At 31.7% G+C, this 12667-nt stretch carries 12 protein-coding genes; 9 read left to right on the plus strand and 3 right to left on the minus strand.

Annotation, left to right across the window (positions count from 1 at the left end; genetic code table 11):
* Positions 1-6: 6 nt before the first annotated feature.
* From CDOM16188_RS03105 to CDOM16188_RS03140, 8 genes are all read left to right on the plus strand, one after another.
* The gene (locus tag CDOM16188_RS03105) at positions 7-1095 is read left to right on the plus strand and encodes a ParB N-terminal domain-containing protein (RefSeq protein ID WP_172198624.1); all 1089 of its coding nucleotides are present in this window, start codon (positions 7-9) and stop codon (positions 1093-1095) included.
* Positions 1096-1114: 19 nt separating this feature from the next.
* On the plus strand, positions 1115-1777 hold the full coding sequence (locus tag CDOM16188_RS03110; protein WP_172198627.1) for a hypothetical protein: 663 nt from the start codon (positions 1115-1117) through the stop codon (positions 1775-1777).
* A 17-nt stretch (positions 1778-1794) separates the two neighbouring features.
* Positions 1795-2922, plus strand: coding sequence for a hypothetical protein (locus CDOM16188_RS03115; RefSeq protein ID WP_172198630.1), 1128 nt, complete (start codon positions 1795-1797; stop codon positions 2920-2922).
* Between the two features lie 2 nt (positions 2923-2924).
* The gene (locus CDOM16188_RS03120; RefSeq protein ID WP_172198633.1) at positions 2925-6749 is read left to right on the plus strand and encodes a hypothetical protein; all 3825 of its coding nucleotides are present in this window, start codon (positions 2925-2927) and stop codon (positions 6747-6749) included.
* A 58-nt stretch (positions 6750-6807) separates the two neighbouring features.
* Positions 6808-7164: a hypothetical protein gene (locus CDOM16188_RS03125; protein ID WP_172198636.1), complete on the plus strand. Its 357-nt coding sequence runs from the start codon at positions 6808-6810 to the stop codon at positions 7162-7164.
* Positions 7151-8110, plus strand: a complete 960-nt coding sequence (locus CDOM16188_RS03130; protein WP_172198638.1) for a hypothetical protein — start codon at positions 7151-7153, stop codon at positions 8108-8110. Before CDOM16188_RS03125 ends, CDOM16188_RS03130 begins: the two co-directional genes overlap by 14 nt.
* Positions 8097-8849 (plus strand): hypothetical protein, encoded by a 753-nt coding sequence (locus tag CDOM16188_RS03135; RefSeq protein ID WP_172198641.1) that lies wholly within the window; start codon positions 8097-8099, stop codon positions 8847-8849. Before CDOM16188_RS03130 ends, CDOM16188_RS03135 begins: the two co-directional genes overlap by 14 nt.
* 863 nt (positions 8850-9712) lie before the next feature.
* Positions 9713-9979 carry a hypothetical protein gene (locus CDOM16188_RS03140; protein WP_172198644.1) on the plus strand — a complete coding sequence of 89 codons (267 nt, stop codon included), beginning with the start codon at positions 9713-9715 and terminating at the stop codon, positions 9977-9979.
* 70 nt (positions 9980-10049) lie between these two features.
* On the opposite strand, the gene CDOM16188_RS03145 is transcribed toward CDOM16188_RS03140, so the two are convergent.
* The 3 genes from CDOM16188_RS03145 to CDOM16188_RS03155 are packed head-to-tail and all read right to left on the minus strand — an operon-like array spanning position 10050 to position 12103.
* On the minus strand, positions 10050-10718 hold the full coding sequence (locus tag CDOM16188_RS03145; RefSeq protein ID WP_172198663.1) for a hypothetical protein: 669 nt from the start codon (positions 10716-10718) through the stop codon (positions 10050-10052).
* An 18-nt stretch (positions 10719-10736) separates the two neighbouring features.
* Positions 10737-11108, minus strand: coding sequence for a hypothetical protein (locus CDOM16188_RS03150; RefSeq protein WP_172198666.1), 372 nt, complete (start codon positions 11106-11108; stop codon positions 10737-10739).
* A gap of 17 nt (positions 11109-11125) precedes the next feature.
* Positions 11126-12103 carry a ParM/StbA family protein gene (locus CDOM16188_RS03155; RefSeq protein ID WP_172198669.1) on the minus strand — a complete coding sequence of 326 codons (978 nt, stop codon included), beginning with the start codon at positions 12101-12103 and terminating at the stop codon, positions 11126-11128.
* Between the two features lie 309 nt (positions 12104-12412).
* Between CDOM16188_RS03155 and CDOM16188_RS03160 the strand changes: the two genes are divergently transcribed.
* Complete coding sequence (locus CDOM16188_RS03160) at positions 12413-12640, plus strand: WGR domain-containing protein (RefSeq protein WP_172198672.1); 228 nt, start codon at positions 12413-12415, stop codon at positions 12638-12640.
* Positions 12641-12667: the final 27 nt, after the last annotated feature.

The raw sequence follows: 12667 nt of genomic DNA on the forward strand, positions 1-12667 counted from the left end.
AATCTTATGAAATTTACCAATGACGATATAGTTCAAATCAATCTTGCTGATTATAAGATAGTCGATAAGTTAAAAGACAGAAGATTAGACGGCGATTTTGAGGAGAGTAAAGACTTTAAATCTTTAGTCTTGAGTATCAAAGAAAAGGGTATTTTAGTTCCTTTGATTTTTGCCAAAGTAGATGATGACAAGCTGGAGCTAATATCCGGGCGAAGAAGGTTAAGGGCGATAAATGTCATCAATAATATGGAAGGCGGCACAAAAATTACTACCGTGCCTGCGCAAATAATCAATAGTAATATGCCTTTATATAGCAGATATATAGCAGCCTTTGATGAAAATAGTTTAAGGGCTGAGTTGTCTGATTTTGCTCAAGTAGAAGCTATCTTTTTGGCTATATTTTTGCATTTTAAACAATACACTGAAGAGGAGTTTTTCGCAGATTCTTATACTGATGTAAAAAAGAACAGAGAATTTGACAATTTGTTTCTTTTAATAAAGGAGATGAAAAACAAAAAAGAGAAAAATTTAGATAAGGTAGATGCTGCCATTTTATCCTCTATAAAAACAATATCTCAACAAGCCGGATTGCAATTAAAAGAAGTTATAAATAGTATATTGGCATATAAATTAACACAAGAAGAAAAAATGCTTATAGTTGATTATGGATTATCAACAAAACAGATATATAAGCTAAAAAAAGATGATGAGCTTTCTAAAAAATTTAACAAACTGTGTAAATTATTATTGTTTAGAGCGTTAATTAATTTAAATTTTTATCAAAATGCAAAGGCAATAGCAAAAGATTTTGGATTAAAACTAAGCACATTTTACAAGATTCCAAACATAGATAAGGAATATAACGAAGAGATTATAAAAAGCGATTACGACCAAAAACAAATTTTAAAATTTGGTAATGCCTTGATTGAAAAAGTAGTTGAAATTTTATCGCAAGAGCTTGAGCTTAAACAACAGGCAAAAAAGAACTCAGAAATTAATATTATGCGCAACAAGCTAAATGCGTTTGCGAAAAGCGCATCTAAAGAAAAGCTAGAAGCTTTGATGAAATATATGGAAAAACTTTCAGAAGAATAAAATAAGCAGAGGAAAAATGTTGGAGTTTAAAAATTATTACAGAGAAATCATCGAAGAGTATGAGGAAGAAAGGGCTTTTCTTAGAAATATCATACACTCTAAATCCGGAGAAAATGCAGAATATGACGTTGTGAAAGAGGCTTTGTATTATGCTGCTTTTTTAGACCAAGAAGACTTACTTGAGTCAAAATATGCAGACAAAATAAAAACTTTTAAATATATACATAGCGTTTTAGTCCTTGATACTTTTGAGGAGTATGAGGAATTTGCTAATAACATAGATAAAATATTTAAACAGCTTGATGAAGATGAGATATTTTACTATGAAGAGAAGCCGTCATTTGAAGCTTTAGAAGAATATTATGCCATTAGACCGCTATATGAGTTTATAAATGAGCTTCCAAGAGGAACTGATGAAGAGCTGCTGGATTTAAGCTGGTATGAGCAAGAACAGATAATAGGCAGCGAATTTGACGAATATGAAAAGTGGGCTTTTTCTGTGATTAATAATGCTAATAATAGAGAGTTTAAGGAAATTTTTGAAGAAGCTAATGGCAGCGGAGTGCATTTTGTTTATAGCCAAGACGACAAAGACGGCTCTTATAGAGAGTGCAGATTCTACTCAAGAAGAGATTTAGAAAATTTCACTCAAGGCTTAAGGTATTACAAAAATTATTTTTAACACATAAAGGGATTTAGATGCAGTGTTCAAATATTGTAACTGAGCAACTAGAAGGCAAATATACATTCTCTTTTGATGATGATAGGGCTTACAGCAAAAGAGAGATGGAGCAACAAAACCGCGAGAAATATTTTTTAAGCCTAAAAAGGGACTATGACACTTTGTTCTCAATGCTTGATTTAATATCCATCAATGAATATATCAAAGATAAAAACAGAGCCAAATTTGTCATTGACAATATTGAAGATGAAGAAGAGAAAAAAGCTACGATAGAGTCTTTTGACGAATTTTTCCCGGCTATGCAGAAAGCCTTTCTGAACAAAAAGCAACTATTCGATGATGTTTTTGTTTGTGGGAAACACATTTTTGACTATTCCTATACAGAAGCAACCAACAAGCTTTTTGAGCTTATGCGACAAATGGATGAGATATACTCTCAGCTAGAAAAGAATATGCCCTCTTTCATAGTAGATTTTATGTCATCCCTGTCTGCATCTCTTGAAGCAACCCCTGATGCCTCAATCGCTCAATTTGAACAGCTAATGGAAAACAACTCTGTTTTTGGCTCTGCCGCTCACAATTTAAGCAGAAGTATCTTTGCAGACCTTTTTATGAAAAAAGTTATTCAAAAATTAATAGACACAAAAGATTTAGATTGCCTTGAGGGCTTATATTACGAAAACATAGACCCGGATTGCATAAGCATTATCGCAGAAGTTATGGACGAAGCAGCTCAAGAGCTAAAAGACTCTGAAACGATAAAGAGTGTTCCAAATTTAGACCCACAAATTTATGACGAAGCTTTCAGGATGCTAAAAGAGAAGCTATTTACGAGGCTTGAAAGCCACGATAACATACTTGGCATAGTAGGTAGATATTTGCAGGCTCAAGAAGGGGTTTTGCACGAATTCCACAAAAACTTTTATGAAACTTTTGGCAACATCATCGCCTTACCGATAGCAGACACCTTAAGAAATTGCCTGATTTTGGCAGATAATGACTTAATTGCTTACTGCGATGTCAATAAGATAGATATAAATTTATTGTTAATAGACATTCCTTCAAGGCTAAAAGATGGCTACTATTACAGCCCTAACTACTCTAATGCAATAGAAATGGACAAAAAGGCAAGAGGAGAAGAGTAAGTATGAATATAGATATAGATAAAATAAAGACACCTGCAAAACAAGAAGAAAACAATGAAGAAATAACGTTTGAAATTCCTTCCGAAAATCTTTTCGCAAGCAAATTTGAAGAAGATGGCGAAATAGAAGACTTGACTGACTCTGATATTGTAAATAAAAAAGCTAAAGACGAATTTGCTATAAATTTAGACAATTTTAAAATAAAAATTCCTCAAGCAAATCCGAACGATATGAGTATGAGTGAAGATTTGTCTGTTGATTCTTTAGCTCAAAAAAGTTTTGCGAGTCAGCCCGAAGACGAAGATGACAATAACGATATAAAAATGTCCGGTTACAGTCTTGATGGATATGGCGGTTCTCTTTTTGACAAAAAAATGGATAACCCAAAAGCAGGCGAAGACGAAAACAAAGAGGAATCCGAGCCGGATTTTAAATCTAGTCAATTTGCTCGCTCAAATAAAGTATCATCTTTTTTTACACTCCAAAAACAGAAACAACTCAAAGAGATAATTGAAACTTCACCACTTTTTAGCCCTGCCGCTAAACAACTTGCAATATGCGGAAGCGCACAGATAGCTATGGCTAATGATTCAAATGGCTCTCAATACTCACAAAACCAAATCGAAAAATGCTTTGAGAAGTATATTTCCGATTCAAAGCAAGCTGTTGATAAGGCAAAAAAAACACTAGATGAAGCAAGCGGCAATATGGTTACTTCGCCATTTTTCTTTTTGGCTTTAGCTATGTATGTTATTACGGACACTTGGGAAAAGACAAAGCAGCTTCATTTCCAAGTTATTGAGCGAAGAGAATTGCGAGAATTAGCTAATTTTACAAATTTAACAGAAACGGAAAAATTTAAAACTATTGAAGGAATAGAAAGAGAGATACAAGGCTATAATGACAACGTTCAAACAGCAGAGCAGTTTATCGATGGAGTTCAAAAAGATATAACGGAAAACTTGGATGAAGCTGCTAAGATTTCTTCAAATAATAAGTATAAAACAGCTCACAGTATGCTAGAAGAAGACTTTTTAAATAAAGAGCTTACTCCCGATGAAATTAAGCATCTTAGCGAAAAAAATAGTCATCTTGAAACTGCTTGGTATGTCCCAAAAGAGGCTGAAGAATTCTTAATCAATACCATCAATAAAGCAGATACCAAAATAGCCAATATAGATTATGGCATTGGGAATCAACACAAATTTTTAGACGATATGATTGGGGAAGACTTGCCAAAAGCAAATGAGCAGTATTTCGCAGCCGCTCTTGAGCGTTTGAAGGCAGAGAGAGAAATCAAAGATACCGACAGAAGGGATTTTGTTGAACGGGCATATTTAATACAGGATGCCTACAATGAAGCCTATGTTGATGCTCTATCAAAACAAGACACTAAATCGGCAATGATTTTTGCCATTAAAAGTCAGATATTGGCTTTACAACAAGAAAAAATCAAAGAATTTGGCGAAAAAATTTTTGAAACTGAAAAAATTGACTTAAGCCAACGAATAAAAGAAATTATGGACGATTTTGGCTTGTCTGAAGATGAACAAAATAAATTTGCCAATGAAATTTCTAGCAGAGCAGAAGCTTTTTTTAATGCCAATAAAGAAACTTTGCAAAAGCAGTCGATTCTGATGGATTTAGAAAAGGGTAAGAAAATAGCTTCAAGGGTAGCTCTGGATATGGAAAAAGAGGCTGCTGTTGCCCTAAAAGATAGGCACGAAATATTTTTAAACAAAAATCTTAAGCAAGCAGATAAGATAGCGGTAGAGCTAACAGACAATCTTTTTTCTATAATTTTTTTACACAAAGAACACATCGATAAGAATTTAGACCTTCTTAAAAAAATGGCATCTGAAAATTTAGAACAAATTACATCTCAAGAAAAGATAAAATCTTCCAATGCTTATATAGCAAAGAAAGTTGTAGAAAAGTTAGAAATTGATGAAGGCAAGAAAAAAGAACTTGAAAGCATATTGAGCGAAGAAATTAATAAATTTCACCAAAAAGTAGCCGATACGGGCGAAATGGATTTTACTGCTTTAACTAAAGACATAAAAGCTGCGATGCAAAAACACAAAGATAAATTTGATGAGGAAGCAGTAGATGGAATATCGCAAAGAGTTGTCGCCAAAATTGATGAAGCTCGGCTAATAAACAAAGAAATAGACTATATATGCAAAGATGCTGATAGAATCAGTGAGTGCCTTAAGTCAATAGATAGTGTTAATTTTTACAATGAAAACATTAGATATTCCGGAAAGAACATAGAAATTTTAGAGGAAAAATTAAGAAAAATTAAAAACAAAAAAAACCTTTTGTTGAAATTCCCTAGCGGTAAAGATTTTGCGACAGCTTTTTTTAGTAAAGGAGCATCAAACAAATTCTATTCAAGGGAAGACAAAGAGAACAAAAACAAAATATTAAATAAGGCATTTAATGACTTGAAAGATGAAAAATTAGCAAACGGAACGCTATCCAAAATAGCACCTGAAGCTTTTTTAAAAGAGCTGTCTGAAAAATTAGATTTGCCGGAAGATGAAAAAAAGATAATTGCTAATTTGACAGTAAAAGATTTAGGATTTGGCAATATTCTTCGGCTTCAGACAAAACTTGATAAATTGCTTGTCGAGGAAAAAATAAACCAAGACCTTGTAGATAATCTAAATAAAACCAAACAAGGTATTTATAAAAAAATTTATGAACTAATCCACAAGGGAGATGCTGATAAGCTTCAAAATATTATTCATTTCTTGCCCGTAGATAAATTTCCTCAAGAACATAAATTTTTAAATTTTCTGAATAAAGGACTTAATAGGCTAGACTATGTTAGCGAAATTACAAAACGCCTACATTTTGACCCGGCTCATTTTACAAAAGTAATGCCCGCTAGACTTATGTTTATGAAGCTACATTTTGGAAAAAATCTTGAATCTAAAAATAGACCGGAATTGAGCGTAATGCAATACAGTCATCAAATAAAAGCAGATAAAGCAGTTGATAAAAAAGACGCTAAATCCGCAATGGACTATTTAGTGTCGGCTTCTACAAATACAAGATATGCCACAAAGGATTTTCTATACATAAAAGACGAAAAAGAAAAAACTCGCTCTTTGGTATTTAGCCAAAAATTTGACACATCCCTTCCGGTAAATGATAATTTTAGAATAATCGGGCTATTGAAAGGGGCTGGATATACTCCTGAACAAATCAAAAAGCTGCCTTTGGACAGATTAGGGTTTGCAAAAAAAATATCGGCTGAAGCTTTGAAGGTTTTAGATACTTCTGCTTCTGAGATGGCAAATGTAAAACATATTATTCAAGGAGGAGTTGGAATCCAGAGTGCTGCCGATTTTGCAAAAATGAGAGCTGATTTAGAGCATATTGCCGGAGATAAAATTAATAATATACTTAACGCAAATGCCCCTATCAAATTTAAATCCCTTGCAAAAATTGCCGGCAACAAGCTTGAAGAAGGTAGAATTTTAACGTCTTTATGGAAGTCTATGTCGCAAGCCTATTCAGGGACAAAAACAATAGCGGGAAATATAGGCGATAATGTTTTCTTACATCTGTCGTCTAATCTCGCTAAAGTTAAGGGTGTAGCAGCTTATACTTCTGCTGAAGGCAAGGAAGCGATACAAAAAGCCGGTAATATAGTAGGTTTTCAAAGGGCAAAAAACTATTCTGATTACATTCATAGCATTTACAAGAAAAAGATAAAAGAAGCTTATGGCTCGCAAGAAAAGCTTGACGATATATTTATCAAAAACGAAGGTGATAAGCCTTCAAACAACAGAAATTTAAAAATAAAGCGATATTAAAAGGCTATTGTTTTAAAAAAAATAGTTGCTATAATAGCTTTCGGACAAGGAGTTAAAAATGATTGCAAAAATTTTTGAAAAGTTTTTCTATCTTATCTTTTTTTTGTTTATTGGTATTCCTGAGTTTATTATAAGCAAGGCAGGGCTTGGAACAAAAGAGGTTGATACATCAAAAAGAGAAGACCTAAGCGTTTTAAACTACTATTATGGCAAGATGGATGCTGGCTTTAAAAGAGCTGACTTCTCAGACGATATTGCTTATGGAATTTGGGTAGCACAGATGGAGTATATCTTAAAACTCATTAAAAACAAAAAATATATTGTTAAAGAAAATGATGACTTCCCATACGAAGCGACTATGGAAACCTCTTATTTAGAATACTTAAGGCGTAAAGAAGAAAATGAAAGAAGTTAAAATTAAGCAGCCAAAAGGCGAAGAAAAATATAACCCTGAAAAAAAATATTACAAGATAGAAGATAGCGATTATATAGTTTTACCATCAGCAAAAGAACGCCCGGACTTATATCCTTTTAATGGCTTTTTTCATATTAACAATATTGAAATAGAGGAAAAGAAGGAAGAAGATACGCTTGAAAACCAAGCTACAAAGGCTATTGAATCAAAAGAAAATTCTACATCCGCCGATAATCTTAAAGAGAGCGAACAAGAGGCTGTGTCCTCTTCTCCGGCTCAAACAAACAACAGCAATATCCCGGATATTAACAACATAGTTGTTTCAAATTTTACAAAGACTCAAGCCTGCGAAGATGAAATTATCCTTGCTGCCGCTAATGAAGACGAAATAAAATCAAGAAAATTTGTCGATGATGATTTTGATGACGGCGACAATCAAGAAAAAGAAGCTCGTTTAAAGACAATTCAAGAGCAAGAGAAAATGTTTTTAGCTCCTTTAGAGGAAGAAGAGCCTCAAGAATTTAATAGCTCTGAAATTCCAAGCGGTGATGAGGATGATTATATCGGCGAGGTTGAAATTTCATCCGCTGTTTCTTTTGCCGAAGAGGACAGAAGCAAAGAGCTTATAGCCGAAAAATTCTCTCAAGAATCCATAGAAGAATACAACGATGGATTTTCTCAAAATTTAGGAGAAAGCCTATTTGAGCCAAAGGGGAGCGATGAGCCTATTAAAATTAACATCTCAAGCGATGCGCAGATAAAAACGGGCATAAATCAAGAAAAAACAGAAGAGATGGAAAAAGCCATCCAAGAGAGCAAAAAGCCCTCTCAGGAAGTGGGTTCTAACTATATAAAAATAGAAGATGAAAAGCTTTATAAGGTTAAAGACGAAATTGAAGATGAAAAACTAAACGAGATACTTGGGCTTGGCAATGAAGAATATTGATTTAAAAAACAAAATAGTTAATGAAATTTTAAATCTTTTAGATGCAAAAGGCGCAATCTTGTGTTCTGTTTTAGTCTATAAAATAAAAGGCAGAATCAAAACTACCGAAAAAGAAATTTTACAAATACTTAATAAATTTAATATGGACAAATGGGTGTATTCAGTTATTCCGGAGCAAATCAAGAAAGATGAAGGAGTCGTTAATAGTATTTCTAATGTCGTCCAATTTTCGCATAGTAGCGAAAAAGGCAGCCAAATATGTGATGCTGCTATTAAAATACTAGAGCGCAATGAATATATGTCTATTAACGAGCTAACTCCAAGAATAAAAGAAGAATTAACAGCTATCAATATTAACGCTAGCGAAAGACTGATTAGAAAAATTCTAGTTGAATACAGCGGCAACAAATGGCACTTTTCGTTTCCATTGGCTACGCCTGAAAAGTTTGTTTCGATTAACCCTCTTGATTTATTAAAAGCAAGAAAAGAGTTGTTGGAAAAATTCTTAAATATTAAAGGCAACAAAGAAAAAGCTCTTGATTTACTAAAAAACTCTTTTGTAGAAAAAGATATGCCCAAAAAGAAACTTACTAAAATATACAAAAAAATTTTAAACGATAATTTAGATGGTTTTGTTTTTACAGACGAAGATGTAAAGCTAATATTTTCAAGCTTATTCGCTGATAGAATAAAATATATCTTTCAAGGTCGAAAGATTTTTCTTTCTTTTGAGCAATAACTTACAAAAAAGACTTACTATATAAAATGTATTTGCAGTTTTATTATATTGAGGCAAATGCAGTTTAAGCATCTAAAAATACGCTACTTTATAACTATATTATATATAAATAAAACATACAAAAAACATTAGCAAATTTTTAATTTTTTTCAAAATTCACTAATATTTTTACACTTTTTTATTTTTACAATAAAACTTGAATAGCTTGACTAGAAAATTCTTAAAAAAATGGATAATGTCTAAAAAATACTTTTCTAGTATAAATCTACCCGAATTGGCTTATAAGATTTCTTTTAAAAATTTGCTTTTTTTGATACAAGTTGTTTTTTAAAGCAAATATAGCAATAATCACGATAAAATCGTAACTTTAGCTGTATTTGTTTATGTTTGCAACTTACAAAAATACTTCACTTTTTTTGTTAAGTTTTTAAAAAGTAGAATGATTTTTGCAGTATTTTTGTTTTAAAGCTTTAATAAATTTGACTAGCAAGAATATAATTGATAGGAATTTAAAAGTGCATAAAAGCTTAAAAGCATTCTAGCACAAATTTGCCCGGATTGATTTTTAAAAATTGCTACAAAAATTTTTCAACCTCGTAAAGCTACGACCTTTTTTTTAAAAATCGCAAAAGGTATTCTAAGAATTTATGTTTTCGGCAGCGAAAAATCAAAAATGACTTTCTAATTCTACTTTTTTCAAAAAAAACAAAAAATCTATGACGACTACTATTGAAATAAAATCTAAAATTTCTAAAAAACAAGCAAAAAATATAAAATCAATAATATTTTTTTAAAAAATATATAAACGCATTAAGTATTTTTTATTAAAATTTTAAAATAAAAAACTACAAAAGGAAAAATAGATGTTTCTTTTTAAAAAATCAAAACAGCTCAATGGCGAACACAAAATCAAAGGAGTTAATTTATCAAGCGAAAAATATCCTGATAGACTTTTCTTTTTTGAAAAGATAGAAAAATTTGACGGGTCTTTCTTTTATGAGGTAAAAATCAGATGGGAAGACGGCGAAGCATACACTGATATAAAAAATAGCAAGAATGAACTTGCACCTGTGCTGGAAGAGTTAAATAAAATAGTAGATAAAATCATTGAGATTAAAAAACAAAAATAAATTTTAATATCCACTTTTTCGTCATAGATTTTTAAATTTAAAATGCAAAAAAGTGGATATTCGTTTTTGACTATCTTTTTTTACAAGTAAAAGACAAACTGTGTATCGGAGCGGTATGTATCAGCTCAAATCTTGAACCGCTTTTTAGAAATTTAGTATAAATTGACATCTCCACTAAATTATCCAAGCTATCAAATGGCTCAAAATTATTATTTTGAAGCATAGAATACAAAATCATTATGTGAGCTTCAAAATTATTTTTTACAATATCCAATCCTCCAAAGACTTTATTATCTACTTTTGAAACAAAAAAGAAATATTGGTCTAATTTTCCACTTTCTTTCTTTTTTGTTTTATATCCTATAAATGGGATATTTTGGTATAAAAAATCTCTTCTTTCTACTATCTTTGAAGAATTTTCAGATTGTCTGCTAGCATACAAATTTAAAAAAATTTTGCCTTCCTGCTCTTTTTCTTTTGCCAAATCAAAATATACTACATTGCTAAAAATACTACTTTTCCTCATTTTAGAAACCGAGATGCCTATTACAATTCCGCTTGGCTTATGTAAAAACAAATGCGACAACAAAAAAACGCTTTTTTTATTCCCGTCTTTCTTTTGGGGGGTTATATTTTTTTCGAGAAACGCTGTTGCATTATCAATGATTTTTTTTGTCTTAGGTAAGACTTCGCCCTGCTCTTCTATGTCATCTACTATTAAAGTTGGAAAGTCTGCCATTTAAATTCCTTTTGTGAATCAATCATATTTAACAGTGCCACTGCCTTTTTTGCTAGGCTTATTAACCGGTTTTTTTACCTCTTTTATTTCCCTTATCTCTTTTGTCGTTTTGACTGAGGTTTCTTCTGTATCTTCATCAACTTCAAGGTCATCATCAGCATATTTTTGCTGCTGCGTTTTAGCCTCATAGTATTCTTGCTCCATATCTTCAATAATTTTTCTAGCTCTTGCCGGGTAAGTAAAAAACATTCCTGCCGTTTCACTATCGGCGGCGAATTTTCTTAGAGCCATACGGACAAATCCTGTTTTATTCTCCAGCAAATCCCATAGCTCTATCTCTTTACCTTGCAAACTAATTGTCTTTAGTGTTTTACTCTTTTTATCTTTCATTTAAAACCTCCTGATTGCTACTCTTGGGTATGTCTGATGTAATATCCTCTAGCATTTGAATACTCATAAGGCTCATCTACAAAATCGACCTCTTCTCTGCCAAAAACTTCAGAGATTTTCTTGCCGCCTAACTCTTTAATCATATATGTTCCGCCGCCGCCAAACAAAATAGTATCAGCTCTTTCAATCAAGCTTCTTTTCTCTTTGCCGCTTATACAGTAAGTTTTTATATCTCTTACATATTTTTCAAGAACCTCTTGGAACATATCTGAGATGTCTATTTTTTTACCATTGTGGTTTAAAATTTTATTTTTTAAAATTATTTTGATTAGCTCTGATGTGCTTCTTTCTATATCATATTCTGCGGCGAGCCTTCCTTGAATTTCTGAAAGCACTCTATTTACTCCAAAATCATTGGCAAAAGAGCTATCTAAAATCATCTTGCCATTCTCTAAACAAATAAAGTCAAAGGTGTTATAACCTATGTCTAATATCAAGACTATATCCGGCATTTCTCTGCCGGATTTATCATTGAAATAATCATATCCGATTCCGCGTCCTTGAGGCAGAACTTCAACATCTAAATTTATTTCCTCACCATTGACGGTAAAACTCTTTAGTTTTTCTGCTAATTCTTTAGCAGAATCGAAATCCTTAATAGATAATCCCGTTGTTAAAGTCAGTCCCTCGTGGTCTATATTTTTGCTTTTGATTGCTTCATATACAAACAACGGGGCATTTTTAATCAGGGTTGCTGCATCAAGTTCTATCTCTATGTCATATCTTATAGCCCTATCTCCGACAAGATATTTTTTGCCTTCATATTCTAAATAATCATCCTCTTTAGTATCTTCTGGCAATTCTCTCACAGCTGTTGGAATTTTATATAAAACCTCTTTGCCGTTAAGCATATAAAACGCTTTTGAGCTACTATATCCTAAATCTAGTGAAAGCGTATTGTTGTCAATAGCTACTGCCTTCTTGCCTTTCGCCATCATTTCTCCTTTGTTTCTGAAAAATATATAAATTATATAATAAAAACAATAAAAAATAAATAAACAAATATATTTTTTAAAGGTAATTAAATAAAAAGCTTATTTAATCTATGTTTATTTAAATAATATTTTATATATTTTAAATAATTTTAAACAAAAAACACTAAAAATTATATATTCTTTATGGTTTTAATATTGAAAAAATGCTATAATTTATTATATATTTCTTTGCGGTTTATAAATAAAATTCAGTGTATTTTATTTATTTTAATAACTTAAATATATAAAATAACTAAGGAAATAAATAAAATGATTGTCTTAGAAAAAGACACAAGATACTATAAAATTGATTGTGTAAATACTCTCTTTGAAGATTTTAGGGTTGAGCGCATATATGGTCGCAAAGCCAACAAGACTCCAACAGGCATAGTCATTAAAAATTTTGACACTCAGGCTGAAGCTCAAAATCACATAGCACAAATTTTAAACTTAAAAACCAAGAGGGGCTACTCTTTGTTGAGCCAAGCAAGTATTTAAAAGCACTAAAGATTTTATATTCTAAAA

The sequence above is a fragment of the Campylobacter sp. RM16188 genome (genome assembly GCF_012978795.1).
GTDB lineage: Bacteria > Campylobacterota > Campylobacteria > Campylobacterales > Campylobacteraceae > Campylobacter_A > Campylobacter_A canis.